Genomic DNA, 23,579 nt, shown 5'->3' on the forward strand with positions numbered 1-23,579 from the left:
GCTGTTATATCTTCTTTGCAGATATTAAATACTGGAATGCCGTAAACTTGTCTACTGCACCAAGTGTAACCATGCTCGCAATCCTTACTGGCCATTTACTGCTGCGATTTGCCCTTACCGCCTCTATTTTCAAACCGCAGGATTTTACAAGTTCAACAGCACTGGTATTGGTAAAAAAACGCAAGTGCGTTCTATCCAGAATCCCGCTTTCTTCATACTGCCATCGATCCATAAAAACCAACGGCAGCAAAGTCTTAATGAACCTCACATTAGGTATACTGGCAACGAATACCCCACCGGGCTTAAGCAATCCATAGAGCACATTCATCGCTTTCCAAGGATTCACCAGGTGCTCAAGAACGTCAAGACAAAGAATAACATCGCAACTTTCCGCAGGGATGCCCAGTTCCGACTCCTCGATATTACCCTGGATCACCTGATCCACCCCCCTGCTTCGTGCCACCGTGAGCGCAGCTTGGTTGATGTCAACACCACAAGTCCAATCTGCCATCCCCTTATCTTTTAGCAGTGCAAGTGTCGCACCCTCACCGCACCCCAATTCCAAAACCCGTTCTACGTGGCTCGGCAACATGCCCAATATCTCGCTTCTTGCGGCAGCGTAGTAGCCTGGGCTATCTTTCTCGGCATAGATTTCTTCCAGGGTCGACCTGATACTCATAATACCTTCTCCATGCTGCACAATCCCTGCCTGAAACGCTCCGAGACAGATGCTGCGTTGCTTCTCTCAACAATCTCGCTGTTATCGAAGGCATTCAAGCTTCTTACAGCTTCCGTCAGACGGGAAATCTGCTTTTCATCTATGACATGCGCATAGCCAAGCTCATCGAATCTTTCACAACAGAATGCAGCGTCATAGATCTGGACAGATATTTTACCTGCCAAGGACGCTTCCATTAATGCGGTGGAAGTCAGGGATACAAAAACATCAAATTCTGCAACAGCATCTTCTAGCCTACCATGAAATAAGGCGCAGCCGACGTCTGACAGGTACGCCCCCCCTATTTCGCCTGGGTGGGGCTTGTATACAACTGGCACGCCCGCCATTTTAAGAGGGTCAATTATCTTCTTAATTACCGCTAGATAGTTCTCCGATCCATAGTATTGGATCCATGGTTGCCCAAGGATGCAAACCTTGCGCTCACTTGGATCGCGAAGTGGCAACTTGATGACATCCGAGTGGTATCCAATCGGAATGACCATTTCAGGATTTCGACTGCCGCGCGCAACTATTTTCTTCTGGAACCTGTCATAGACCAACATGGCATCGGCAAAGCGACCATCGGCAAGGGCTTGCGATCTTGCAGAGAATACCCCATGCTGTATGCAAACACTTTTTACCTTAATTCTTCTGGCAGCAGCAATCCAGGCCCTTTCCAAGGGTAGAGAATCATTAGTCACTACTAAAGCCTCTGGTTGGAACCGGGACAAACTCCGGCTTATGACATTTACCAACTTGATTATACACTGCTCGCTTTCGGCAGGCTCGCATAAAGAAGCTTGGTAAAGCAATCCTTTGTACTCACTATCTAGTACAAATCTGATGTTGTTTCTTAGGCAGAAGGCCATGTCTCCAAGGCCACCTATTACAAGCACCTGGTGTGAATCCAGACTCTTCAGGAGAGATTTAAACTTCGTGCCGAGGAACACATATTTAAACCTTTTCCTTGGGGCATACATCGGAGTAAAGATAGAAAAAACTCTTGCCAGTATGTGGTGCTTTGCATATGCCGCGTGAACTTGCTTTGATAATTTAAATCCCTCCACTCCAGTGTCAAAGTACCAGAGGATTTGATCTGCCAAACCTTCACTGATCCGAAAGCTCATTTATGCTCCACAGGGCATCGGAGCAGCACAGCGCTTTTTACCACTCCGATACTGACCATTCCAAGAAACATCGCCAAAGCCACACCAAAACCCGAAAATGCCTTCACAAACCATATGGCTGCAAGGGAAAACACAAGAAATCCCACCAGGTTTGCCCCCAGAATTACCCGATCATAGCGTCTTGCATATAGTGGATAGTGCGGGATAAGCGCAAAGCAGTATGCCAGAATAGCCGCTAGCAGAGCCCACAAGGTGCCAATTGAGCTTTGATAAGCAGGATGTCCCACAAAGTTAATCACAGGCCCAATGAACAGCCATACTGCTATCAAAATAGCAGTCCCGATAAGCACCATACCCAGGCTTAGCTCTTTCATTGCCTTGTGGTATGCCTGCACATCGTGGCTCTGGATAGCATGCATGATTTTGGGATAAACCTGCATAATAATGCCTGCATCGATGAAGGACAGTGCAGCACTGGCAATACCCATATAGAAGGTGTAAACACCGACCTGTTCCTTGCCCCATGTCCAGTCCAATATGTAGCGGTCAAATGTAAACATGCCTCGCAGAGCTAGTGTGCCTAGCAAAAACTTCATTCCGACCAGGACGCCCTTCTTCATCCATGCCCAATGGATCGGCTGCTCTTTCTGGCTACCGATACGGAACTCTCTAAGCCCGTATAATGCGACAGCCACACTGGCACCCGCACCAAACACCCAACCCATCCATACGGATGCGAGGTTTTGCAGATCCGGTACTGCCCAAATTAGTGCGAGGCTCAGGTACACCCAAGCTCCGGTCCTCAGGAACAGAACCCAGCCGGCCAGGGCATGCTTCTGGGTAATCACCAGTAACCGGTATAATTCCTGCGATAGGTGCTCCAGGCTCAGGATCAGAAAAAACCAGCCCAGAAGCGACCAGGGCAGACTACCCGAAGCAAAAACAACAAGCAGCAGCAAGGGCAGGATGCCGAGATAGGCAAGGCCGTAGAAGATGAATTGATCTCGAATGACCCCACCCCACGCCTCGCGTGGCTTGTCCAACATCTCTCTCTGGGCATAGGCATAGAAGTCCAGCCCGAGGAGATATAATGCATAACTTACCGTGGCCGTGAAAATCCCATAGACGCCCAGCTGTTCAGGTGGCAACACGCGGGCCAAATAAACGAGCAATAGAAATTTGCTGGCCAGGGTGGTTGCTCGCAGGATCACATTCAACATATTTGAACGGAACCCTGCCAGTCTGACCCATGTCATATGGCCCAGCTTTGCTGAAGCAGTCATTTGCCATGCCCTGAGCACATCAGTTTCTGACCCACTCCAACCGCACGGGGGTATTGGCTGCTATGTCACATGCGGCCTGCTTGCCAATGATGCTATCCAGGAGCTTTGGAGCCGCGCCAAGCCCCGGCCGGACACTGCGGACTGCTTCCATTGTAATCACATCCCCTGCCTTGAGGTCCTTTACGAAGTAGAGCGAGCGCCGAAACTGCACATTCCCCTGTTCGCTCGATTTACGTCCGTAGTCCACCTTCCCCAAAGACTCCCACGCCGTTTTGCTATCCCGGCAGAGCGCTGCGAGTTCTGGGGGTTCGAGGGAAAAGCTGTCATCCGGGCCGCCGCCTTGCCGATCAAGCGTGAAGTGCTTTTCGATAATCGATGCCCCCAGGGAGACACTCGCGATGGCAGTGGTGTTATCCAGGGTGTGGTCAGACAAACCGGTAACCAGACCAAAACGCTGGATCATGTCAGGGATGGTTCTCAGGTTGTAGTCAGCGGCCGGGGCCGGATAACCGCTCACGCAATGGAGAATGGCCAGTTCCTTGCAGCCGCCTGCGCGGGCGGCATCGATGGCCTCCTGAATCTCATCGACATCGGCCATCCCGGTGGAGATGATCATCGGCTTGCCGGTGCTGGCGACGTACTTGATCAGTGGCAGATCAACGGCCTCGAAGGAGGCGATCTTGTAGGCCGGGGCGTTGAGGTCTTCAAGCAGGTCGACGGCGGTGTTGTCGAAGGGCGAGCTGAAAAGAGTGATGCCTAGTTTGCGGGCATGCTCGAACAGCGGCTTGTGCCAGTCCCAGGGCATGTGGGCTTCCTGATACAGCTCGTACAGGGTGCGACCATGCCAAAGCCCACCGTGGATCTTGAAGTCTTCACTGTCGCAATCAAGTGTGATCGTATCCGGACGGTAGGTTTGCAGCTTGACCGCATCGGCTCCGGCTCTTTGGGCTTCCTCGATGACGCGCAAGGCAGTTTGGAGTTGTCCATTGTGGTTGGCGGACAGTTCGGCGATGACGTAGGGTGGTGCGTCTGCGGCAATGCGGTGTCCGGCAATGCGGATTTCTGGGAGGTTGGACATGGGATTCTCTCAGTCAGTCGTCTGCCATTCGGAGGCCAGCAACCCGAAGCAAAGCACATCATGGAAGCGCTGTCCGTCATGGTGCTGATCGCGGAGCAGTCCTTCCTGCTCAAATCCAAGGGCGCGATGAAAACGAATGGATGGTTCGTTGTAGGCCAGAGCCTGGCCGCAGAGCTTGTGCAATCCGAGCTGTTCGAAGGCATAGCACAACGCGGCCTGCCCGAGGCGCCGCCCTGTCCCCTTCGGGGCATCGGGTGCTGCGTAGAAGCCCCATTCGGCAATGGGAGCGCCACGCGGCTGATGCAGTTGAACAAAACCCATTGGATCCTCATGTACGTCGAAGATCAGCAGGTGTTTCTCGGGGTCCCTTGAGGCCTGCTCGAACCAGCGCTGATGTTCAGACAGGGTGATCTCGTGATTGGTGTACATGTAGCGACGGACATCCGGATGGTTGCGCCAGGAGAGTACCCGTTGCAGATCATCGGATGTCATCAAGCGCATACGATCCTGGATGCTGGGGGCCTGCATCATGCCCGGAACGCCATGTACTGGAGCGCCCGCTCGGTGCCATGACCATCGGTGATCGCGCGCGCGTTGCGGCTCATCTCAACCAGGTGTCCGTCTCTCAGCAGTGCGTGCAGGGCGGGTGCCAGTTGCTCCTGGAGGTCTGCGGGCCCCCCGAGTGTCAGCGCAGCCCCGCTGTTGTGGAGCGTGCGCGCTCCTGCCAACTGGTTCTCTGCCAGCACTACGAGCAGAGTGGGCAGCCCCAGGCAGCAACGCTCCCATGATGTACTGCCGCCCGCACCAATGGCGAGATCGCTGTCAGTCATGACCTGGGCCATTTCAGTGACATTGACTTTCACCTCGGTCGGCCAGGGCATGGTGGCTGCGAGGGCGCGCACCTGCTCGAGCCACGGCGCCTGCGCACCCATGACCACGCTGATCTGGCAGTCGTCAGGTAGCGGGCTGGCCTTCAGGGCTTCGAGCACCTTGCCGGTAGCATTGGGCTGGTCGATGCCGCCCATGGTGATGAGCAGGCGTTTCAGTGCCGGTGTCTGGCGCCGCTGCAGGCTGTATTCGCGCAGGGCGGCGAACTCGGGACGCAGCAAGGCATATTGAGGTCCAATGAGGCGCTGGCAATGTGCGGGCACCAGCGCTTCGTAGTCGCCCGGTTCGCGCCCCAGGTTCTGATCGAGCAGCAGGTCACAGACATGGGGACGATCGGCCAGGTCGTCGATGACCATGAGCTTCTGATAGCAGCCTTGCAGTGCCTGTTCCCAACGGCCGTCGAGGGCGTAGTGGTCGACCACGAGCCAGTCCGGCTCATCTTCATCGAGGATGGCCCTGGTTTCCGCCGCATCCATTTCCCAGGGGCAACCCAACCAGTGGGCATGATGGGGATGGTCCATGGCCTGCGGCTCTCCTCGCATCGCGAGCGCGCTCGCTCCTATAGGGAGTGCATGGACGGGGTAACCTTTGCCGCGGATGTGCTCGATCAGGTGGCCGGGGTGTTCGCGGCAGATGAAGCAGCATTCCGCACCACTGGCGGCGAGGGCGTCGGCAAGAGTCAGGCAGCGCATGACGTGGCCGGTGCCGATATCGAGCGAGGCGTCGACACGGAAGACCACGGACATGGGGCGGTTTGCCGTCATGCCTCGGCCTCCTTCATGGCCTTGAACAGCCACTCGGCACGCTCCCAGTCCTCGGGGGTGTCGATGTCCTGCACCCTGTAGCGCGGGAGGATCACGGGCGCAGCGGCCGGGGAGAAGATTGGCTTGCCCACCAGCCATGCCGTGCTTTGGCCCCAGTAGAACTGGCCGGCATCGTGGTAGGCCTCCTCCAGATCCTGCGAGCGGGTGTTGAAGTGTTCGGGCTGGAACATTTCCACCCGGCCTTCCGCCGTGAGCCGAAGGGCGCGCTGGATGGGGAAGTCGTAGCTGGTGACGGGAAAGGCGTACTCACAGTCGGCCGTGTCCAGGATCTCAAGGCCTTTTCGGATATCGTCACTGCGGACAAACGGCGCTGTTGCGTAGATGCAGCAGACCTGTTTGGGCGCTGTTCCCTGGCGCTGGAACCACTCGATGGCATGGCGGATGACCGGGATGGTTCCGGTGTGGTCATCCGACAGTTCGGCGGGGCGCATGAAGGGCACGGCTGCTCCATGGGCTCGGGCGACCTCGGCAATCTCGGCGTCATCCGTGGAGACGACCACCTGGTCGAAGCAGCCACTCTGCAGCGCCGCCTCGATCGACCAGGCGATCATCGGCTTGCCGCCGAAGGGCCTGATGTTCTTGTGCGGGATGCGCTTGCTGCCACCGCGGGCAGGGATGATGGCGAGCCTCATGCCTGGAGCACCTTCTTCAGGGTCGTTATGACATGATCCTGCTGCGCTTCGGTCAGGGTCGGATACATGGGCAGACTGATGGCCTCGGCGTAGTAGCGCTCGGCTTCGGGGTAGTTACCGAGCCTGAAACCCATGCGCTGGTAGTAGGGCTGGGTGTGCACGGGGATGTAGTGCAGATTGACGCCGATGCCCTGTTCTCTCAATGCCTCGAAAACTTCGCGATGGGACTTGCCGATCTTATCCAGTTTAAGGCGGATTACATAGAGGTGCAGGCCGGAGTAGCTGTCCGGGTGCTGCCAGGGAAGCGTCAGGGGCAGATCGGCGAGTTGCTCGTCATAGCGCTCAGCCAGGGCATGGCGGCGGCTTACATACTCATCCAGGCGTTCCATCTGGCTGAGGCCTAGGGCGGCCTGCAGTTCGGTCATGCGGTAGTTGAAGCCCAGATCGATTTGCTGGTAGTACCACGGGCCCTCGGGTGCCTGAGTCATCTGCACCGGGTCACGGGTGATGCCGTGGCTGCGCAGCAGTGCCATGCGGTGCGCTAGTTCATCATCATTGGTCAGGGCCATACCGCCCTCGGCGGTAGTGATGATCTTTACCGGGTGGAAGCTGAAGATGGTGATATCGCTGTAGCGGCCATTGCCGACGGGCTCGCCCCGATACTTGCCACCGATGGCGTGCGAGGCGTCCTCGATGATGCGAAAGCCAAAGCGCTGGCTCAGGGCGTGGATGGCCTGCATGTCGCAGGGCTGGCCGGCCAGGTGGACGGGCACCACGATCTTCGGCAACCGGCCTTCCCGCTCTGCCTCGATCAGCTTGTGCTCCAGGGCTTGCGGGCAAAGATTGTAGTTACGCGGGTCGATGTCGACGAAATCCACCTCAGCCCCGCAGTACAGGCCGCAGTTGGCCGAGGCGACGAAGGTAACGGGGCTGGTCCAGAGCCGGTCACCCGGCCCAAGACCGATGGCCAGACAAGCGATGTGCAGGGCCGAGGTGGCGCTGTTGACGGCGACAGCATGCTGCGCACCGCAGTATTCGGCCACTGCCTTCTCGAAACGCGGCACTACGGGACCCTGGGTGAGATAGTCCGAACGCAGCACATCCACGACAGCCTGGATGTCAGATTCGGAGATATCCTGTCGACCATAGGGGATCATGGTTCAGATCTTGCCGATTTTACTGTGATTCTGGGCAATCCAGGCACGCAAGGTCTCGATGCACATCCACTCGGTATTGTTGTCCGAGCAGTAGGTAAAATCTGGCATGACCTTCTGCCCGCCATTGATGCGGACTGGATCCTCACTCCAGTTGTGAATCGCCGGCAGTATTTTGTAATAATCCGCGTATTCGTAAGTATGCGGTGCATCCTCGGCGCCAATCATCTGCTCATGGAGCTTTTCACCCGGCCGGATGCCGATGATCGCCTGGCGCGCATCCGGCGCAACGGCCCGCGCGATATCGGTCACTTTCATGGAGGGGATCTTTTTGACGTAGATCTCGCCGCCGATCATATCTTCAAAGGCGTGCCAGACGAGCTTGACCGCCTGCTCCAGCGTAATCATGAAGCGCGTCATGCGCTCATCGGTGATCGGCAGTTCGCCTTGATCGGCAATGGACAGGAAAAAAGGGATGACCGACCCGCGTGAGCCCATGACGTTGCCGTAACGCACCACGGCGAAGCGGGTGTCCTCGCTGCCGGCATACGAGTTGCCGGCGACAAAAAGCTTATCTGACGCCAGCTTGGTTGCGCCATACAGGTTCGCGGGACTGCTGGCCTTGTCAGTCGATAGGGCCACCACCCGCTTGACGCCCTGGTCAATGCAGGCATCGATGAGGTTCATGGCGCCATTGATATTGGTCTTGACGCACTCGAAGGGATTGTATTCCGCCGTCGGCACGATTTTGGTGGCGGCCGCGTGGACGACATAGTCGATGCCGTGAAGCGCGCGCGCGAGGCGGTCCTTGTCGCGCACGTCACCAATGAAGAAACGCACGCGCTCATCCTTGCCATAGAGTTTGGCCATCTCCCACTGCTTCATCTCATCACGCGAGTAGATCACTAAGCGACGCGGATTGTACTTGGCCAGCGTCATCGGCACAAAGGTGTGCCCAAATGAGCCCGTGCCGCCTGTAACGAGGATGGATTTGTTAGTCAGCATGCAGTTCCTTCGGATACATTATGATTTATGGGCGCCGCCAGCGCTGGCAGGCATTCTCGCCCTGCTCTCTTCAAGAGGATTCTGTGCGTTGTATTGCACTTCCACACGAAGGTGCTCAATCTCCGCACGGAGCGCATCGAACTCCGCCATCTTGCGCTGCAGAAAGCTTACAGTGACGCGGGCCTTCTCCTCGATGCCACTAGGGGTCAGCAGATAGGCGTAGGTGGCGCGCTTGTCAGGGTTACGGCGGAAGTTGCCGGCCTTGACCCAACCCTTGGCGATGAGGGCCTTCAGGCAGTAGTTGGTCTTGCCGAGACTGATGCCGAGCTGGCTGGCGAGTTCGCGCTGGGAGATGTGCGGGCGCTCGTTGAGCAAGCGCAGGAGCTGGTAACGGGTGGCGTCGTCCAGGACGGCGGGCACAGCGGCGGCTTGATCCGGCCCCTGATGCGGGCTGATTTGCTGGGTAACAGGCTGCTGCGGTGTGCTGGGCATGGCGACGTTCATCCGGTGAACATCGCAGGATTTAAACAGCTTGAGGCGGTGGCGTCAACCGGGCGGCGGCGCGGATGGTGTCGATCTGCTCGGGAGTCAGACGCATGGGAATACCTCGCTATCGGATTTTATGATTGAAACAGGCCGACACAGACGGGTCAAGAAGATTGCAACAAGCCCCCATGCGATATATCATTTTGATACATATCACCTGGAGGGTTTTGCATGGATATTGCAAAGGTGTTCTGGACTGGCCGCTCGCAGGCGGTCAGACTGCCCAAGGATTTCCGCTTCGATGCGGACACGGTGCGTATTCGTCGCCATGGGAGTGCGGTGATTCTGGAGCCAATCGCGAAAGATTGGGCCTGGCTGGATGCCATTGCTGGCAGTCTGGATGAGGATTTCGTGCAGGCTGCGAGCGAGCAGCCCGATCCGCAGGACCGCCCAGGGCTGGATTCTTTGTTCCAATGAGCCGCTATCTGCTCGATACCAATATCATCATCGCCTTGTTGAAGGATCGCGACTCACCTCCCTCGCTGCGCGTGCGCCAGCACAGGCCCAGCGAAATCTGCATTTCTTCGATTGTCCTGCATGAACTCTTCTATGACGCTTTCAAGAGCCAGCGCACGGCACGCAATGTCGCCCTGGTCGAGAGCCTGCGCTTTGAAGTGCTGGACTTCGACCCGGAAGATGCGCGGCAGGCTGGCGAGATCCGGGCCATTCTCGCCCTGGGTGGAACACCGATCGGGCCGTATGACGTTTTGATTGCGGGCCAGGCGAAGGCGCGCGATTTGATTCTGGTGACGCACAATACCGCTGAGTTTGGGCGGATGCCGGGGTTGCGTGTCGAGGATTGGGAGGGCTGAGCCGTCCGTCAGACCGGGGCGGTTTCGAGTAGGTGGCGCGGGTGTCTGTTGCAGCTTGCTTCGTCCTGCGCAATACTTGTATTACATAGTTTCAGGAGGAGGCAATATGGCTATCTCAATCCGGTTGCCCGAGGACGTGGAAACCCGGCTTGACCAGTTGGCGCTTCTGACCGGGCGCAGTAAGAGCTTTTATATCCGCGAGGCACTGGTGCAGCACTTGGACGACTTGGAAGACCTGTACCTGGCCGAGCGCGAGCTGGAAGAAATCAGAGCGGGCCGAGCCGAAACCACACCGCTTGAAGACGTGATGAAGCGCTATGGCGTGGAAGGTTGAACTGTCGTCTCAGGCTCAAAAAGATCTTGATCAGCTCGATCCACAGATTGCACGCCGAATCTTGAAGTTCCTCTCTGAGCGCGTGGCGCGTCTGGATGATCCGCGTGCAATCGGGGAGGCGCTCAAGGGGTCACGCCTGGGTGAATTCTGGAAATACCGTGTAGGTGACTATCGGCTCATTGCCAGCATAGAGGATGGCAGGCTGACAGTGCTCATCGTGCGCATCGGTAATCGCCGCGAGGTGTACCGCTGAAACGCGCTGCAACGAAAGTGGCGCGGATGGTGTCGATCTGCTCGGGATACTGCTCCAGAGCTTTCACCCAGGCGCCATTGACTGGCTGGGAGAACACGCGGCCCAGGCTGTAGGCGAGGTGTTTGCCTTCATGCCGAACCAGTCCGAGCGTATCGAGAAAGCGGGTTCGCGGCAGGCGGTCTTCGGTGCTCATAAGGGCACACCCTCATGCAAAGCGCGTTCGTGAATCGGCTGGCGCGGTACATTGGGATCGAGCACCAGGGCATCGATGGGCTGATCGCCCAAACGCAACTGCAAGCGGGCCACGAAGCCTAGCCGTTTGCGTTCCCGATCCGGAATGCTGGTATCGGAAGAAATCAGTAGGTCGAGATCCCCGCCCCTGAGGTGATCATCCACGCGCGAGCCGAACAGCCAGACGCGCGCCTCTGGGCCGAAGGTCTCGCGGGCGGTGGCGCGGATGGTGTCGATCTGCTCGGGAGTCAGGCGCATGGGAATACCTCGCTCACTTCTGTTTTTCTATACTATACCGAATTTGCAATTGAAGCCGCCCGGGCTGTGGCGCGGATGGTGTCGATCTGCTCGGGGCTCAGGCGCATGGGGGCGCTTCAATTATTTCGATCATTATTCGTCGGGAAGAATCACGCGACGGGCAGTTTCCACCACGAACCGGCATCATGAATGGCCCGTTCGGCATCCGAGCGGGTGTATTCTTCCGTAGGAATGAAATCAATGTCGCCGTAAAAGGCGAATTCCCGCTCCTTGCGCAACCACTTGGAGATTGCCGCCAGTTGCTGGAGGTCGCTACCGGATACGGTGGGAAAGTGTTCCGCGTGGTCGATCAACAGCGGCCCCACGTCGTGCCATTTCGGCGGGTCGATGCCCACCTGGCGCAACATGCCTTTGAGGGCGAGTTCGACCATCTCCTGGGCTTCGCGCACGACGTCGGAAAAAGCGTCTTCTTCCAGCAAAACCTCCAGCACCCGACGGCGTTTGATGGCTTTTTCCATATAGCTGCGGGCCAGGGTGACATGCATCATAAGGAAATCAGCTCGCCGGGTTTGAGATCGGGTTTGAGTTGCCAGTAATAGCCGCCGCCCCGCATGACCCGGCGGGCACCCAGCTCACGCAAGCGCTCACGCAGATTGTCGAGATAGGCGCGCAGGAAATCGCCCCAATCATACAGGATACGGGCTTCTTCGACCATGTCGAGAAAGAGCAGACTTCCCTGCCGTACTTCGCCGGGGGTTTTGAACACCGGGGAGAGGGAGGTTTGCACACCGCGGCGGCCGGCGGCCCGCAGGGCGTCATCCATGGCGGTCTCGACGGCAGCAAACTCGCGCATGCGGGCCATACGCCCGCGCGGCAGGGGGTCGGCCACGATCAGGCAGTCGATATCTGAGTCGGGCCGCATGGTGCCGCGCGCGACAGAGCCGAAAACGGCCAGGCTGACGAGGCGCTCGCCGTAGTAGTCCAGGCAGGCTCGATGCAGGGCACCCTGCAAGGTGCTGAATTGTTCTTTGAGCATGTTGTCCCCCGAAACTTCAGGCGTTTTCACCTATCTGGCGCCCGGGGCCGAAGGTCTCGCGGGCGGTGGCGCGGATGGTGGCGATCTGCTCGGGAGTCAGGGCATAGGAATATAAGGAATCCATCATCTTCGGTATCATGCGGAATCTTCTCTGACCCAGCCTCGGCGCTCGACTTCAAGGATCATGTTGTTGGCCGCAGCCGTGATCATTGGCGTGAATTCATGACCCGTCTGCAACGCGCTCGTAAGCACGCTCAGATCTTCCACATATTCATGCACCATCTGGTTGCGCAGCTTGCGCAGGGTCATCCATTCATCAGCAGAGGCAATCAGCCCCAGGCGCTCGGCCCGGTCGAGGTTGTCAATCGCGGCGCCAGGCGTTTCCCCCAGGGCGGTCAGAAGCACAGGGAGCAATTTGTCGCCAAGGGTGTCCTGCAGACGGGCGAAGCGGCTGACGAAGGCGTCTACCCGTTCCGCCAGATCGGGCTTGGCTTCGAGTTGCCGGGCGCGCTCCAGGGTGAAGGGCTCCGAAAACAGACGCTGATCCGTGCTCGCGAGATGCTGACACTCCTTGCGCACCACACGCGTGAGGAATTGCAGCCGCAAGGCGATTTTTGGGTCGAGCTTCATAATACCCGCCCTTCGGTGAAGGCGATCTCGTGGATGGGCAGGCGCCTGAGGTTGGGTGCGGCGAGCAGTACGTCCACCTTGCGGCCGTGCATCCTGCGGGAGATTCTGGCGGAAAGACGCGCCGCCAGCAGCGCGGGATTGTTGATGGGCTCGGCTGATTCGAACATGAGGTCGATGTCACCGCCGCGTGCCTGGTCATCCACCCGCGAGCCGAAGAGCCAGACGCGGGCCTCGGGGCCGAAGGTCTCGCGGGCGGCGGCACGAATGGTGGCGATCTGCTCGGGGCTCAGGCGCATGGGAGTATTTCGCTCATTTCTGCTTTTTATACCACCGAATTTGCAATTCCCGGGCTGTGAGGTATTCCATAGTAACAGCGCGTTTTGCGCCGCGCCAGCGGCCCGCGTCCAGGCAAGTCCCTGATCCCGCAGGACTACTCAGGCGTACTGTTGCTTGACCCACTCCATGTAGCTGCCATCCATGACCGCCCGCCACCAGGCCTCGTTGTCCAGGAACCACTGGATAGTCTTGCGAATGCCGGTCTCGAAGCTCTCCTGCGGCGCATAGCCGAGCTCGCGCATGATCTTGCCGGCGTCGATGGCATAGCGCCGGTCATGGCCGGGGCGGTCCTTGACATAGGTGATCAGGCTCGCGGCCTGGTTGTGGACGGCGGGCGAGCGCGGGAAACGCCGTTTGAGATCGGCATTTTGGGCGAAGGCATCGTCCAGGAGCTGGCATACCAGCTTGACGATGTCGATATTGGCCCATTCGTTGTTGCCGCCGATGTTGTAGACCTCACCCACCTGTCCTTTCTTGAGCACCAGTTCGATGCCCCAGGCGTGATCCTCCACGTAGAGCCAGTCGCGGATGTTCATGCCGTCACCATACACGGGCAGGGGCTTGCCGTTCAGGATGTTGACGATCATCAGCGGAATGAGCTTTTCCGGGAAGTGGTAGGGCCCGTAGTTGTTGGAGCAGTTGCTGGTGGTCACCGGCAGGCCGTAGGTGTGGTGGTAGGCCCTGACCAGATGGTCGCTGGCCGCCTTGCTGGCCGAATAGGGCGAATTGGGGGCGTAGGGGGTGCTTTCGGTGAAGGCCGGGTCGCTCGGGCCGAGGGAGCCGTAGACCTCGTCGGTGCTGACATGGTGAAAGCGCGGGCTCGAAGGCGCGTCGTCGCGGTCGAGCCAGGCCTTCTTGGCCGCCTTCAGCAGCACGTGGGTGCCGACGACATTGGTCTCGATGAAGGCGTCGGGGCCGAGGATGGAGCGGTCCACGTGGGATTCGGCGGCGAAATGGACGATGGTGTCGATGCGCTCCTCGCCCATGAGGCGGTCCACCAGGGCCTGGTCGCAGATGTTGCCGTGCACGAAGCGGAAGCCGGGATGGTCCTTGACCGGGTCGAGGTTGGCGAGGTTGCCGGCGTAGGTCAGCGCGTCGAGGACGACGATGCGGTCGGCCGGGTGCCGTTTGACCCAGTGGTGGACGAAGTTGGCGCCGATGAAGCCGGCGCCGCCGGTGACGAGCAGCTTACGGGAGTGTGGCATAGGCATTGGGGTCTTTGGTCAAAGTCAAATATTCGGCCATGGGATTACCAGATCAACTCGATCTCATATTGGTTGAAGGCGGGGTCGAGAGTCACCAAGGGCAATTCTTCATGAGCTGCCTGGGCGATCAGCATGCGATCGAACGGATCCCGATGCGGGCCAGGCAAAAGACCGGCTTTCAGGGCGTGCACCACCGTGATGGGCAGCACACTGATCTGGGCGCGTTCCAGGAGCTGGGGCAACTGATGCACGGCTTCGCCAGCCTCGGGCAATTTACCGAGCCGATACTTGGTGGCGATTTCCCAGGCGGATGCGCTGCTCATCATGACCAAATTATCCGGATCGGCGATGATCTCGCGTGCCTTTGTCGACAGTTTGGGGTCATCAAAGAATCACCACAGGAGTGCCTGGGTGTCCAGCAAGACTTTCACTGGCCCCAGCCCTCCAGTTCCTCGGCAGGCAAGGGCTCGAAAAAGGCCTCGCCTACCCGGCCCTTAACCAAGCCAGGCTTGCGCGGCTGGCCGCGCTCGATGGGCAAGAGCCGGGCATACGGCTTGCCGGCTTTGGCCAGAATGATTTCCTCACCCGCGTGTGCTCTTTCCATCAGTTGGGATAGATGGATTTTCGCTTCGTGTACATTGACTATGGTAGCCATCGCACTCTCCAAGCAACATTTGTCGGCCAAGCTTAGTTTACCATGGCCGATGGGAGAAGGCCGGGATTGGCCATTATCGCGAGCAAGCTCGCTCCTACGGGATCGGGCTGCGGGGAGGCATTGCGGCGAAGGGGAGCGGTTATCGCGGGCAAGCCCGCTCCTACGACTCCGGGCCGCCGGGATGCACCTCGGCGACAGCGGGCGTTGATCGCGCGCAAGTTCGCCCCTACAGGGAGCTCTTGAGCCATTTTCTTAAGCCACTTCAAACTGAATCTGCCGCAAATTGGCCTGCGGCACACGACCTTGCACTCCCAGGATGTCAATGCCAACGCCTTGGCTTTGTTCATTGAAATCAAGCACGATGCCTGGCTGTACTTCCTGGGATTCCACAATTCTTGACTCGCCGAGACGCAGGTATAAGACATCCGCCTTTTCATCGAAGTGCACTCTCATAGCCTGTTCCTTTGGGTCCTATCAAAATAGGCGGTCACAATTCGCCACGGTTTCAGAGGTGTGATTATATGCGATCCGCAGCACTCGATCTTCGCGTTCTGCTTACGGCCCAATGCGTGGCGCAGGGCTGGATCATGTTGATCCAATTCTGTCTTTTGCGTGTTAACCAAGACCCGGATCAGCCATTCCTGTGATATGCCTCGCTCGGTAAGCATCAGTGCCGCATGCGCAGTCAAGCCATACGGGAAACGGGCGAAATTGGTCACGTTTGCTCCCGCACCAAGCTTTTCAGCATATGCCTGAGCCCGTCCCGCCAGTGCTGGGGGGAGAGCGCGAGGGCGTGCCAAGTAGTGCTTTTGTCCAGGACGCTGTAGGCCGGGCGGCGGGCGGGCGTGGGATAGTCGGCGGTGCGGATCGGCCGGACGGCGGCGGCGCGATCCAGCAGGCCGAGCGCCCGGGCTTCTTCCTGGATGGCGACGGCGAAGTCGTACCAGCTCGCGGCACCGGCGTCGGTCCAGTGGTAGGTGCCGCGCAGTTCGGGGCGCGCGGCGGCGGCCCAGACGGCCTCGGCCAGGGTGCGGGCCCAGGTGGGCGTGCCGATCTGGTCGGCGACCACGCCCAAATTGTCGCGCTCGCGCATGAGGCGCAGCATGGTCTTGACGAAGTTGGCGCCGAAGGCGGAGTAGACCCAGGCGGTGCGCAGGATGAGGGCCTGGCCGCCGGTGATCTGGTTGATGCGCTTTTCGCCTTCCCACTTGCTGGCGCCGTAGACGCCGAGGGGGTTGGGCTGATCGTCCGGCTGATAGGGCGAGGATTGCCTGCCGTCGAAGACGAAATCGGTGGAGACGTGGATCAGGCGCGCGCCGGCGCGGGCCGCGACGTCGGCCAGGTAGCCGGGGCCCTGGGCGTTGACGGCGAAGGCGCGCTCGGGCTCGCTTTCGGCCTTGTCCACGGCAGTGTAGGCGGCGGCATTGACGATGAGCGTAGGGCGGAAGGCCGCGACCGTGTGGCGGACGGCGTCGGGCTGGCTAATGTCCAGGGTGCGGCTGTCCACGGCGAGCAGCTCGCAGCCGGGAGGGGCGTTGCGCTGCAGTTCCTGGCCGAGCTGGCCGGTGGCGCCGGTGATGAGGACTTTCATGGGATGGGGCTCGCTGGGGTGGGGGTGGTTATCGCGAGCGAGCTTGCTCCTACGGTTCCGGGCTGGGAAGGAGCAGCGCGGCGAAGTGAGGTGACTATCGCGGGCAAGCCCGCTCCTACGGGATCGGGCTGTGGGGATGTGCCTCGGCGTAAACGGATGCTTATGGCGGGCGAGCCGGTTTTCATAATCCCGGGCTGCGGGGAGGCAGCGCAGCGAAGGGGAGTGGCGATCGCGAGCGAGCTCGCTCCTACGGGGTCGGGTTGCCGGGAGGCACTGCGGTGAAGGGTAGCGTTGATCGCGGGCAAGCCCGCTCCTACGGTCCTGGGCCGCGAGAAAGCATTGGGGCGGAAACGGATGTTGATCGCGGGCGAGCCCGCTCCTGCGGGATCGGGTTGCCGGCGACGAAGGGGGGCGTTGGTCGTGGGCGAGCTCGCTCCTCCGATCATTCTGGATCGGGGGGATGCACCGCTGCTGTGTAGGAGCGGGCTTGCCCGCGATGCGGTGTGTGCTGTCATAGCCATTTCGCGTCCCAGAACGGGTAGTCCCCGATGCGTTTCACCAAGCCCGCGCGCAGCGGATTGGCGATGATGTAGCGCGCCACGCCTTGCACGTCTTCTTCCGCGCGCAGGGCGTGGTCGTGATAGCCTTTTTGCCAGATTTGGCCATCCTCGCCCAGGTGGCGGTTGATGGCGATGGCGCTGCGGGATTTCAGTGTGCGCATGAGCGCGTCCAGCGATGCCTCTTTCAGCTCCAGCAGCCAGTGGAAGTGGTCGGGCATGATGACCCAGGCCAGGGAGCCGACTCGCCGGGAGGCCACCGCCTGCTGGATCTCGGCGACCAGGGCCCGGCCGGCCTGCCAGTCGCGAAAGAGCGGGCGGCGCTGGTGGGTGGCCGAGGTGAGCAGGTATAGCCGCCCCGGCTCGGAGACCCGGCCTTTGCGCAGGCTTTGGCTGTGGGGCGGAGTTTGGCTAGGCATGGGGGCGGATTGGGTCAAGGCAATGTGTGATCGCGGGCGAGCCCGCTCCTACGGGCTGCATGCCCTCACCCTGGCCCGCTCCCAGTGAGAGAGGGAGAAATGCGGCGGCAGGGAGTGCGGGCGAGCCCGCGGCTGCGGGGCGGGCCGGACGTGTGATCGCGAGCGAGCTCGCTCCTACGGTATCGAGCTGCGAGGAAGCAGCGCGACGAAGGGGAGCGTTGATCGCGAGCGAGCTCGCTCCTACGGGATCGGGTTTGCGGCGCGGCAGGATCGCGGACGAGGCTGTTCGTGCATATGCGGCCATGGCTGCAGGGCGGGTATGGTTGATCGCGAGCAAGCTCGCTCCTACAAGCCCGGGCTGCGGGGAAGCAGCGCGGCGAAAGGGAGCGTTGATCGCGGGCCATCCCGCTCCTACGGCGACAGCGGAACGCGCTGTGGGGAGCAAGCCCGCTCCTGCAACGGCATCCGGCTTGCGGCGCGGCTTCAGGGGAAGCATTCGGCCTCCTTCAGCAGGGCGCCGGCGGCGTCCTTGGCCGAGAGCACGGGGGGCTGGCCATTGACGAGGGGCCAGTCGATGTTCAGGTCCGGGTCGTCCCAGCGCAGGGAGCGCTCGTGCTCGGGGGCGTAGAAGTCGCTGCATTTGTAGACGACTTCGGCGGTGTCGCTGGTGACGTAGAAACCATGGGCGAAGCCGGGCGGCACCCAGAGCTGGTGCTTGTTGTCCGCCGACAGCAGCTCGCCCACCCAATGGCCGAAGGTGGGCGAGCCGCGGCGCAGGTCGACGGCCACGTCGAAGACCTCCCCCGCCACCACCCGCACCAGCTTGCCCTGGGGCTGGCGGACCTGGTAGTGCAGGCCGCGCAGGATGCCCTGGGCCGAGCGGGAGTGGTTGTCCTGGACGAAGGCGGCGTCGATGCCGCCCTCGGCGAATTTGCGGGCATGCCAGGTTTCCATGAAGAAGCCGCGGTGGTCGCCGAAGACGTCGGGCTGCACCAGGATCACGTCGGGGATGGCGGTCGGGGTGAATTTCATTGGTCGTGGTTCGTGACTCGTGATTGGGAGGCTCGGCAGAGCCTAGCCTTTCCGTAGCAAGTGGTTTTTGAGGCCCGTGATCAGAGCGCGCATGTGGTTCGGCCTTTCCGTGGTTTGGTCAAAGGTGCCATAGACCAGGCGGGCTGCGATGATTTTCCGGGCGTCCGGGCGCCAATCGCGAGCAAGCTCGCTCCTACGGTATCGGGCTGCGGGGAGGCAGCGCGGCGAAGGGCGGTGGTTATCGCGGGCCAGCCCGCTCCCACGGTTCCGGGCTGCATGCCCTCACCCCGGCCCGCTCCCGGCGCGAGAAGGAACCGTTCGCCCTTCCCAGCGAAGAGGGTGTGCAGGGCGTCGGCCGGCCTGGAGTGCGTAGGAGCGGGCTGGCCCGCGATAACCGGCCGCGACCGCCCAAAATCGCGGGCCAGCCCGCCCCTACAGGTCAAGCCGGCCGGCGCATCAATCGCGGGCCAGCCCGCTCCCACAAGGTCCGTGTCCACGCAGGTTCCGGCAGAATTCACGTCAACACCCTTTCCTGCAGCATGCGCAGCAGGTATTGGCCGTAGCCGTTTTTCTTGAGGGGCTGGGCCAGGCGTTCCACCTGGGCGGCGTCGATGTAGCCCATGCGGTAGGCGATTTCCTCGGGGCAGGCGACTTTCAGGCCCTGGCGTTGTTCGATGGTCTCGATGAATTGGCTGGCGGCGAGCAGGGATTCGTGGGTGCCGGTGTCGAGCCAGGCGCTGCCGCGGCCCAGGATCTCCACTTGCAGCAGGCCCATCTGCAGATAGCATTCATTGACGGAGGTGATCTCCAGCTCGCCGCGCGCCGAGGGCTTGATCTCGCGGGCGATGTCCACCACCAGGTTGTCGTAGAAGTAGAGCCCGGTCACGGCGTAGTTGGAGCGCGGCTGGGCCGGCTTTTCCTCCAGGCCGATGGCGCGGCCGTCGGCGTCGAACTCCACGACGCCGTAGGCGCGCGGGTCCTTGACGTGATAGCCGAAAACGGTGGCGCCGCGGTCCTGGATGCAGGCCCGCTGCAGCACCTCGCTCATGTCATGCCCGTAGAAGATGTTGTCGCCCAGCACCAGGGCGCTCGGAGCGCCGTCCAGGAACTCGCGGCCGATGATGAAGGCCTGCGCGAGGCCGTCCGGCGAGGGCTGGACGGCGTAGGAGAAGCTCAGGCCCCAGTCGCTGCCGTCGCCCAGGAGCTGCTCGAAGCGCGGCAGGTCCTCGGGCGTGGAGATGATCAGGATCTCGCGGATCCCCGCCAGCATCAGCGTGGACAAGGGATAGTAGATCATGGGCTTGTCATAGATCGGCATGAGCTGCTTGCTGACCGCCCGGGTGATGGGATACAGACGGGTGCCGGAGCCGCCGGCGAGGATGATGCCTTTGCGGGAAAGGGGATTCATAAGGTGCGCTGTTTCTTTAGTAATTGAAGCAGTTAAGCTGCATGGGCCAGGAAACGCAATCCGCCGAAGGGCTTAGCCACGGGCGGCCTTGGGCTTGGCCGGGGCGCCGTCGCCGCCCAGTTCCTGGCAGTAGTGGCTGAGGTATTGGGCGAAGGCTTGGCCGACCTGCGGGTGGCGCAGGGCGTATTCGAGGGTGGCCTTGAGGTAGCCGAGCTTGTCGCCGCAGTCAAAGCGCTGACCGGCAAACTGGTAGGCCAGCACCTGCTTTTCTTCGAGCAGCCGGGCAATGGCGTCGGTGAGCTGGATCTCGCCGCCCGCCCCCGTCGGGGTGTGCTCCAGGTGATGGAAAATGCGCGCCGGCAGGATGTAGCGGCCGATCACCGCCAGGTTGGAGGGCGCCGTCTCGGGACTGGGCTTTTCCACCAGGCCGGCAACATGGTGCAGCCGCTCGTCCCAGGGCTTGCCGTCCACCACGCCGTAGTGCTTGGTCTCGGCGCGCGGCACTTCCTGCACCGCCAGAAGACCGACGTTGTAGCGCTCGAAGCGCTCGACCATCTGCGCCAGTACCGGCTGCTCGGCCAGGATGAGGTCGTCGGCCAGCAAGACGGCAAAGGGCTCGTCGCCGATCACCGGGCGCGCGCAGTAGACCGCGTGCCCCAGCCCCAGCGGCTGGGCCTGGCGGATGAACACCGCCGAGACGTGCTTGGGCAGAATCTTGCGCACCTGCTCCAAGAGCGCCTGCTTGCCGCGGCTTTCCAGTTCCGCTTCGAGTTCGTAGGAGACGTCGAAGTGGTCGGCAATGGCGCGCTTGCCGCGCCCGGTGACAAAGATGAGCTGGTCGCAGCCGGCGGCAATGGCTTCCTCGGCGGCATACTGGATCAGCGGCTTGTCGACAATCGGCAGCATCTCCTTCGGGCTGGCCTTGGTCGCCGGCAAAAACCGCGTCCCCAATCCACCCACCGGAAATACCGCCTTGCGTATCTTGGTCATAAGCAAATCCTGATTTGAGTTGAACCCGAGTGTGAAGCGCCACTGGGCGCCTCGGAAACGACGCTTTGAATGGAGGGCCGCCGTGTTTGGCAACGGGCGGCCCGGGTGTGTCCGAGTATTGCCCGCGGGCGGCCTGCCGCCCGCGGGCCGGTGGCGGCTTAGGTGTACTTGTTGGCGTACTTGTAGCCGTAGCCGTACACGTCAGCCATTCTGACGTCGTTGATGAGCAGGCCGTAGGGCTTCTCCATGTTGCCGAAGCGCCGGACATGCTCGATGGTCGGCCGCCGCGGCGAGTTCTTGACCCGGACCACCGACAGGATGCGGTCGGCGTGCTGGGCCAGCAGCATGGCATCCGAGACCAGCGGATACGGAGCGGAGTCGATCAGGATGTAGTCATAATCCTGCTTGGCTTCGTCCAGGAGTTCGCCCAGCTTCTCGCTGGACAGCAGCTGCGTGCGGTTGGGCGAGAGCGTGCCGGCGTTGATGACGTCCACCACGCCGTTGGGCGACTGCTTGAAGCTCTGGCGCACTTGCCGCCAGTTGCGCTCGCCCTTCAGCACTTCGCTCAAGCCGGCCGGCTGGGCGCTGCCCGGCTGGGCGGGCTTGCGCAGGTCGGCGTCCACCAGCAGGACGCGCTTGCCGTCCTGGGCCAGGGTGTTGGCCAGATTGAAGGCCGCCGTGGTCTTGCCGTCGCCGGGCGCGCTGGAGGTCATGAGCACCACACGGTTGATGCCGTTGGGATCCGTGTAGTACAGATTGGCCCGCAGGGATCGGTATGCCTCCGCGAAGTGGGAGTAGATGTCCGTGTCGATCGCCGCGTCGTAGCGCGTGACGTTTTTACCGGGCACGGCCCGCAGTTCGCCATGCGGCACGGTGGCCAGCAACGGCACCTGGGCGAAGCGCTGGCGGATTTCCTCCTCGGTCTGGAAGGAGCTGGCGAAGCGCGAGCGCAGCAGGGCCGCCAGGACTCCCAGGAACAGGCCCAGCAGCGTGCCCAGCAGGATATTGCGCTTCAGCTGCGGCCGCACCGCCTGCTCCGGCGCGGTGGCCCGATCCAGGATGCGGTTGTTGGAGATGGTGGCAGCCTTGGCCAGTTCCGCTTCCTGCTGCTTCTCGAGCAGGAACTGGTAGGTCTTGCCCAGCACCTCGGTCAGGCGGGTCTGGGAAGCGATCTGCAGCTCGGCTTCGGGCAGGGTCTTCAGCTTGCTGTTGGACTCATCGATCACCCGGTTCAGATCGGCAACCTGCATGTTGGCCATCTTGCTCCGGTTGGCGATGTAGCCCCGGATCGCCTCCTGCTGCTGCTGCACGACGGCCTGGGCCTGCCGCACCTGCGGCGAGCGGTCGGTGAAGTCCGCACGCAGCTTCCTCAGCTCCTCCTGCGCCTTGTTCAGATTGGTGCTCATGGCGCTCAGCACGTCGTCACCCACCTGGCTGAGCAGATACGCCTCAATGGGCGCATTGGGCCGGCTGAGCACACTGTTGATCTGCTGCAGGGCATAAGCCTGCAAGCGTGCCGCCGTGCGCTGGGTCTCGTAGTCGGCGAGCTGCCGGATGCGGGCGTTGGCCTCCTCGCTCATGATCACCACGCCGCTGCGCCGCTTGAAGTCGGCCAGGCGCTGGTCGGCCTGGGCCAGCTCGTTGCGCACGCCCGCCAGCTGATCGCGGACGAAGCTCTCGGTCGCCGCCGCCTCCTCGGTCTTCCACTGGAGATTCTGGGCCAGGTAGTTCTTCATCAACTGGTCCAGGAATCCTTCCGCCTTGGCTGGCGTGCTGTCCGTGTAGGCCAGGCTCACCACGTTGGCGGACTTGTCTTCGCTGCCCTTGGGCACCGTGGTTTCGAATTTCCCGATCACTTCTTCGTACATCTGGTTGGGATTCACCACGGTCAGCGTGTACTGCGCCCCGGCGGCCGGAACATAGTTGGCGTGCGCGGCATCCAGGCGCAGGCTCACCCCTTGGCCGTTCATCTGCTTGCCGAGCTCGCCCTCGCCCAGAAGGCGCTTGTTCTCATCCCGGATCTGGTAGCGGCCGTCCCGTTGGAAGGTGATCTGCAGGGGTTTGCCCGACAGATCAGGGCTGGACACGGTGGCGAAGCGGGCCTTCATGGCGGTCGGCCCCGGCTCCAGCACGCGCCGGTCCTTGCCGCTGGTCATCCAGCGCCATACAGTGATGGACTTGTCCTGGTCCGAGGTCACCGAGGCGTTGAGACCGGTTTCCAGCACGGCCTTGTTCACCAGGGTGCGGCTTTTCAGGATTTCCATTTCGGCCTGCAGGGCGGCCGGGCGATCCGTCGAGCGGAGGCTCATCCCCCCTTCGCCGGTCTGCTCCTTGCCGCCGGTGTCACCCAGATACAGGCTGCCAATGGATTGGAACTGCATCGGCGAGCGCAGGGTGTAAAGGGTTACCAGGGCCGCCACCGCCAGGGTGACGGCGACGATCCACCAGACATTGTCCGCAAGCGCAGAGCGGACCTGGGCAAAGTCGATTTCAGGGCGTTCCGCAGGAGCGGTGGCTGGCTCGGCTACGAACGGCTTGCTTTCAATCTCTTTGGCAATGGTCACTGTATTCATGGCG

General features: G+C 61.0%; 30 protein-coding genes and 1 pseudogene. 4 read left to right on the top strand and 27 right to left on the bottom strand.

From position 1 onward, the window contains the following. Positions 1–4: 4 nt before the first annotated feature. The 10 genes from G579_RS18440 to G579_RS15000 are packed head-to-tail and all read right to left on the bottom strand — an operon-like array spanning position 5 to position 9,213. The gene (locus G579_RS18440; protein ID WP_081662475.1) at positions 5–679 is read right to left on the bottom strand and encodes a class I SAM-dependent methyltransferase; all 675 of its coding nucleotides are present in this window, start codon (positions 677–679) and stop codon (positions 5–7) included. Continuing rightward, a complete protein-coding gene (locus tag G579_RS18845; protein WP_155989681.1) occupies positions 676–1,845 on the bottom strand; it encodes a hypothetical protein in 1,170 nt (389 codons plus the stop codon). Before G579_RS18845 ends, G579_RS18440 begins: the two co-directional genes overlap by 4 nt. Further along, entirely contained in the window at positions 1,842–3,128 is a 1,287-nt protein-coding gene (locus G579_RS0100555; RefSeq protein ID WP_155989682.1) for a lipopolysaccharide biosynthesis protein, read from the bottom strand. Before G579_RS0100555 ends, G579_RS18845 begins: the two co-directional genes overlap by 4 nt. Positions 3,129–3,147: 19 nt before the next feature. Beyond that, positions 3,148–4,206: a pseudaminic acid synthase gene (gene pseI, locus G579_RS0100560; RefSeq protein WP_028988635.1), complete on the bottom strand. Its 1,059-nt coding sequence runs from the start codon at positions 4,204–4,206 to the stop codon at positions 3,148–3,150. Positions 4,207–4,215: 9 nt separating this feature from the next. Then, entirely contained in the window at positions 4,216–4,698 is a 483-nt protein-coding gene (gene pseH, locus G579_RS0100565; protein WP_081662498.1) for a UDP-4-amino-4,6-dideoxy-N-acetyl-beta-L-altrosamine N-acetyltransferase, read from the bottom strand. 35 nt (positions 4,699–4,733) lie between these two features. Continuing rightward, positions 4,734–5,858 (bottom strand): UDP-2,4-diacetamido-2,4,6-trideoxy-beta-L-altropyranose hydrolase, encoded by a 1,125-nt coding sequence (gene pseG / locus G579_RS0100570; protein ID WP_028988637.1) that lies wholly within the window; start codon positions 5,856–5,858, stop codon positions 4,734–4,736. Next, a complete protein-coding gene (gene pseF, locus G579_RS0100575) occupies positions 5,855–6,550 on the bottom strand; it encodes a pseudaminic acid cytidylyltransferase (RefSeq protein ID WP_028988638.1) in 696 nt (231 codons plus the stop codon). The genes pseG and pseF overlap by 4 nt, the downstream gene beginning before the upstream one ends. Then, on the bottom strand, positions 6,547–7,707 hold the full coding sequence (gene pseC / locus G579_RS0100580) for a UDP-4-amino-4,6-dideoxy-N-acetyl-beta-L-altrosamine transaminase (protein ID WP_028988639.1): 1,161 nt from the start codon (positions 7,705–7,707) through the stop codon (positions 6,547–6,549). Before pseC ends, pseF begins: the two co-directional genes overlap by 4 nt. A gap of 3 nt (positions 7,708–7,710) precedes the next feature. After that, positions 7,711–8,709: a UDP-N-acetylglucosamine 4,6-dehydratase (inverting) gene (pseB, locus tag G579_RS0100585; RefSeq protein WP_028988640.1), complete on the bottom strand. Its 999-nt coding sequence runs from the start codon at positions 8,707–8,709 to the stop codon at positions 7,711–7,713. Between the two features lie 18 nt (positions 8,710–8,727). Continuing rightward, the gene (locus G579_RS15000; protein WP_230973761.1) at positions 8,728–9,213 is read right to left on the bottom strand and encodes a MarR family EPS-associated transcriptional regulator; all 486 of its coding nucleotides are present in this window, start codon (positions 9,211–9,213) and stop codon (positions 8,728–8,730) included. 213 nt (positions 9,214–9,426) lie between these two features. Here G579_RS15000 and G579_RS0100595 point away from each other — a divergent pair, with 213 nt between their 5' ends. The 4 genes from G579_RS0100595 (at position 9,427) to G579_RS0100610 (ending at position 10,654) form a co-directional block, all read left to right on the top strand. Continuing rightward, entirely contained in the window at positions 9,427–9,672 is a 246-nt protein-coding gene (locus tag G579_RS0100595) for an AbrB/MazE/SpoVT family DNA-binding domain-containing protein (protein ID WP_028988641.1), read from the top strand. After that, positions 9,669–10,067, top strand: a complete 399-nt coding sequence (locus tag G579_RS0100600) for a type II toxin-antitoxin system VapC family toxin (RefSeq protein WP_028988642.1) — start codon at positions 9,669–9,671, stop codon at positions 10,065–10,067. The genes G579_RS0100595 and G579_RS0100600 overlap by 4 nt, the downstream gene beginning before the upstream one ends. A 106-nt stretch (positions 10,068–10,173) precedes the next feature. After that, positions 10,174–10,401, top strand: coding sequence for a type II toxin-antitoxin system RelB family antitoxin (gene relB / locus G579_RS0100605; protein ID WP_028988643.1), 228 nt, complete (start codon positions 10,174–10,176; stop codon positions 10,399–10,401). Next, complete coding sequence (locus G579_RS0100610) at positions 10,385–10,654, top strand: type II toxin-antitoxin system RelE family toxin (RefSeq protein WP_028988644.1); 270 nt, start codon at positions 10,385–10,387, stop codon at positions 10,652–10,654. Before relB ends, G579_RS0100610 begins: the two co-directional genes overlap by 17 nt. On the opposite strand, the gene G579_RS18850 is transcribed toward G579_RS0100610, so the two are convergent. The 17 genes and pseudogenes from G579_RS18850 to G579_RS0100690 all read right to left on the bottom strand — a co-directional run bounded on the left by G579_RS18850 (position 10,614) and on the right by G579_RS0100690 (position 23,575). After that, positions 10,614–10,847 (bottom strand): hypothetical protein, encoded by a 234-nt coding sequence (locus G579_RS18850; RefSeq protein ID WP_155989683.1) that lies wholly within the window; start codon positions 10,845–10,847, stop codon positions 10,614–10,616. The two genes, G579_RS0100610 and G579_RS18850, sit on opposite strands and share 41 nt — an antisense overlap. Continuing rightward, complete coding sequence (locus G579_RS0100615; RefSeq protein WP_028988645.1) at positions 10,844–11,143, bottom strand: nucleotidyltransferase domain-containing protein; 300 nt, start codon at positions 11,141–11,143, stop codon at positions 10,844–10,846. The genes G579_RS18850 and G579_RS0100615 overlap by 4 nt, the downstream gene beginning before the upstream one ends. Positions 11,144–11,292: 149 nt before the next feature. Beyond that, a complete protein-coding gene (locus G579_RS0100620; protein ID WP_028988646.1) occupies positions 11,293–11,691 on the bottom strand; it encodes a HEPN domain-containing protein in 399 nt (132 codons plus the stop codon). Beyond that, complete coding sequence (locus G579_RS0100625; protein ID WP_211218616.1) at positions 11,688–12,209, bottom strand: nucleotidyltransferase family protein; 522 nt, start codon at positions 12,207–12,209, stop codon at positions 11,688–11,690. The genes G579_RS0100620 and G579_RS0100625 overlap by 4 nt, the downstream gene beginning before the upstream one ends. After that, complete coding sequence (locus G579_RS19565; RefSeq protein WP_269137040.1) at positions 12,196–12,318, bottom strand: hypothetical protein; 123 nt, start codon at positions 12,316–12,318, stop codon at positions 12,196–12,198. The genes G579_RS0100625 and G579_RS19565 overlap by 14 nt, the downstream gene beginning before the upstream one ends. Beyond that, the gene (locus G579_RS0100635; RefSeq protein WP_028988648.1) at positions 12,315–12,809 is read right to left on the bottom strand and encodes a hypothetical protein; all 495 of its coding nucleotides are present in this window, start codon (positions 12,807–12,809) and stop codon (positions 12,315–12,317) included. The genes G579_RS19565 and G579_RS0100635 overlap by 4 nt, the downstream gene beginning before the upstream one ends. Then, positions 12,806–13,105 carry a nucleotidyltransferase domain-containing protein gene (locus G579_RS0100640; RefSeq protein ID WP_028988649.1) on the bottom strand — a complete coding sequence of 100 codons (300 nt, stop codon included), beginning with the start codon at positions 13,103–13,105 and terminating at the stop codon, positions 12,806–12,808. Before G579_RS0100640 ends, G579_RS0100635 begins: the two co-directional genes overlap by 4 nt. A 138-nt stretch (positions 13,106–13,243) precedes the next feature. Then, positions 13,244–14,350 (bottom strand): dTDP-glucose 4,6-dehydratase, encoded by a 1,107-nt coding sequence (gene rfbB, locus G579_RS0100645; protein ID WP_028988650.1) that lies wholly within the window; start codon positions 14,348–14,350, stop codon positions 13,244–13,246. A gap of 44 nt (positions 14,351–14,394) precedes the next feature. Next, a pseudogene (locus G579_RS15005) lies at positions 14,395–14,727 on the bottom strand (type II toxin-antitoxin system VapC family toxin); the annotation flags it as partial. Positions 14,728–14,777: 50 nt separating this feature from the next. Further along, complete coding sequence (locus G579_RS0100655) at positions 14,778–15,005, bottom strand: type II toxin-antitoxin system Phd/YefM family antitoxin (RefSeq protein ID WP_028988651.1); 228 nt, start codon at positions 15,003–15,005, stop codon at positions 14,778–14,780. A gap of 252 nt (positions 15,006–15,257) precedes the next feature. Continuing rightward, positions 15,258–15,458: a DUF2283 domain-containing protein gene (locus G579_RS0100660; protein WP_028988652.1), complete on the bottom strand. Its 201-nt coding sequence runs from the start codon at positions 15,456–15,458 to the stop codon at positions 15,258–15,260. A gap of 262 nt (positions 15,459–15,720) precedes the next feature. Further along, on the bottom strand, positions 15,721–16,596 hold the full coding sequence (gene rfbD, locus G579_RS0100665) for a dTDP-4-dehydrorhamnose reductase (RefSeq protein WP_028988653.1): 876 nt from the start codon (positions 16,594–16,596) through the stop codon (positions 15,721–15,723). A 511-nt stretch (positions 16,597–17,107) separates the two neighbouring features. Continuing rightward, the gene (locus tag G579_RS0100670; RefSeq protein WP_028988654.1) at positions 17,108–17,572 is read right to left on the bottom strand and encodes an REP-associated tyrosine transposase; all 465 of its coding nucleotides are present in this window, start codon (positions 17,570–17,572) and stop codon (positions 17,108–17,110) included. Between the two features lie 483 nt (positions 17,573–18,055). Next, positions 18,056–18,604, bottom strand: coding sequence for a dTDP-4-dehydrorhamnose 3,5-epimerase (rfbC, locus tag G579_RS0100675; RefSeq protein WP_028988655.1), 549 nt, complete (start codon positions 18,602–18,604; stop codon positions 18,056–18,058). Between the two features lie 514 nt (positions 18,605–19,118). Then, a complete protein-coding gene (gene rfbA, locus G579_RS0100680; RefSeq protein WP_028988656.1) occupies positions 19,119–20,012 on the bottom strand; it encodes a glucose-1-phosphate thymidylyltransferase RfbA in 894 nt (297 codons plus the stop codon). A 72-nt stretch (positions 20,013–20,084) separates the two neighbouring features. Further along, entirely contained in the window at positions 20,085–21,002 is a 918-nt protein-coding gene (galU, locus tag G579_RS15010; RefSeq protein WP_051180658.1) for a UTP--glucose-1-phosphate uridylyltransferase GalU, read from the bottom strand. A gap of 158 nt (positions 21,003–21,160) precedes the next feature. Continuing rightward, on the bottom strand, positions 21,161–23,575 hold the full coding sequence (locus G579_RS0100690) for a polysaccharide biosynthesis tyrosine autokinase (protein WP_081662479.1): 2,415 nt from the start codon (positions 23,573–23,575) through the stop codon (positions 21,161–21,163). Positions 23,576–23,579 lie beyond the last annotated feature (4 nt).

Origin of the sequence: Thermithiobacillus tepidarius DSM 3134 (genome assembly GCF_000423825.1) — a bacterium.
Lineage (GTDB): Bacteria > Pseudomonadota > Gammaproteobacteria > Acidithiobacillales > Thermithiobacillaceae > Thermithiobacillus > Thermithiobacillus tepidarius.

Bases quoted from the DNA above. Each gene is read 5' to 3' on its own strand.
- G579_RS18440 (WP_081662475.1), bottom strand. From the start codon at position 679: ATGAGTATCAGGTCGACCCTGGAAGAAATCTATGCCGAGAAAGATAGC.
- G579_RS18845 (WP_155989681.1), bottom strand. From the start codon at position 1,845: ATGAGCTTTCGGATCAGTGAAGGTTTGGCAGATCAAATCCTCTGGTAC.
- G579_RS0100555 (WP_155989682.1), bottom strand. From the start codon at position 3,128: ATGACTGCTTCAGCAAAGCTGGGCCATATGACATGGGTCAGACTGGCA.
- pseI (WP_028988635.1), bottom strand. From the start codon at position 4,206: ATGTCCAACCTCCCAGAAATCCGCATTGCCGGACACCGCATTGCCGCA.
- pseH (WP_081662498.1), bottom strand. From the start codon at position 4,698: ATGACATCCGATGATCTGCAACGGGTACTCTCCTGGCGCAACCATCCG.
- pseG (WP_028988637.1), bottom strand. From the start codon at position 5,858: ATGACGGCAAACCGCCCCATGTCCGTGGTCTTCCGTGTCGACGCCTCG.
- pseF (WP_028988638.1), bottom strand. From the start codon at position 6,550: ATGAGGCTCGCCATCATCCCTGCCCGCGGTGGCAGCAAGCGCATCCCG.
- pseC (WP_028988639.1), bottom strand. From the start codon at position 7,707: ATGATCCCCTATGGTCGACAGGATATCTCCGAATCTGACATCCAGGCT.
- pseB (WP_028988640.1), bottom strand. From the start codon at position 8,709: ATGCTGACTAACAAATCCATCCTCGTTACAGGCGGCACGGGCTCATTT.
- G579_RS15000 (WP_230973761.1), bottom strand. From the start codon at position 9,213: ATGAACGTCGCCATGCCCAGCACACCGCAGCAGCCTGTTACCCAGCAA.
- G579_RS0100595 (WP_028988641.1), top strand. From the start codon at position 9,427: ATGGATATTGCAAAGGTGTTCTGGACTGGCCGCTCGCAGGCGGTCAGA.
- G579_RS0100600 (WP_028988642.1), top strand. From the start codon at position 9,669: ATGAGCCGCTATCTGCTCGATACCAATATCATCATCGCCTTGTTGAAG.
- relB (WP_028988643.1), top strand. From the start codon at position 10,174: ATGGCTATCTCAATCCGGTTGCCCGAGGACGTGGAAACCCGGCTTGAC.
- G579_RS0100610 (WP_028988644.1), top strand. From the start codon at position 10,385: ATGGCGTGGAAGGTTGAACTGTCGTCTCAGGCTCAAAAAGATCTTGAT.
- G579_RS18850 (WP_155989683.1), bottom strand. From the start codon at position 10,847: ATGAGCACCGAAGACCGCCTGCCGCGAACCCGCTTTCTCGATACGCTC.
- G579_RS0100615 (WP_028988645.1), bottom strand. From the start codon at position 11,143: ATGCGCCTGACTCCCGAGCAGATCGACACCATCCGCGCCACCGCCCGC.
- G579_RS0100620 (WP_028988646.1), bottom strand. From the start codon at position 11,691: ATGATGCATGTCACCCTGGCCCGCAGCTATATGGAAAAAGCCATCAAA.
- G579_RS19565 (WP_269137040.1), bottom strand. From the start codon at position 12,318: ATGATACCGAAGATGATGGATTCCTTATATTCCTATGCCCTGACTCCC.
- G579_RS0100635 (WP_028988648.1), bottom strand. From the start codon at position 12,809: ATGAAGCTCGACCCAAAAATCGCCTTGCGGCTGCAATTCCTCACGCGT.
- G579_RS0100640 (WP_028988649.1), bottom strand. From the start codon at position 13,105: ATGCGCCTGAGCCCCGAGCAGATCGCCACCATTCGTGCCGCCGCCCGC.
- rfbB (WP_028988650.1), bottom strand. From the start codon at position 14,350: ATGCCACACTCCCGTAAGCTGCTCGTCACCGGCGGCGCCGGCTTCATC.
- G579_RS0100655 (WP_028988651.1), bottom strand. From the start codon at position 15,005: ATGGCTACCATAGTCAATGTACACGAAGCGAAAATCCATCTATCCCAA.
- G579_RS0100660 (WP_028988652.1), bottom strand. From the start codon at position 15,458: ATGAGAGTGCACTTCGATGAAAAGGCGGATGTCTTATACCTGCGTCTC.
- rfbD (WP_028988653.1), bottom strand. From the start codon at position 16,596: ATGAAAGTCCTCATCACCGGCGCCACCGGCCAGCTCGGCCAGGAACTG.
- G579_RS0100670 (WP_028988654.1), bottom strand. From the start codon at position 17,572: ATGCCTAGCCAAACTCCGCCCCACAGCCAAAGCCTGCGCAAAGGCCGG.
- rfbC (WP_028988655.1), bottom strand. From the start codon at position 18,604: ATGAAATTCACCCCGACCGCCATCCCCGACGTGATCCTGGTGCAGCCC.
- rfbA (WP_028988656.1), bottom strand. From the start codon at position 20,012: ATGAATCCCCTTTCCCGCAAAGGCATCATCCTCGCCGGCGGCTCCGGC.
- galU (WP_051180658.1), bottom strand. From the start codon at position 21,002: ATGACCAAGATACGCAAGGCGGTATTTCCGGTGGGTGGATTGGGGACG.
- G579_RS0100690 (WP_081662479.1), bottom strand. From the start codon at position 23,575: ATGAATACAGTGACCATTGCCAAAGAGATTGAAAGCAAGCCGTTCGTA.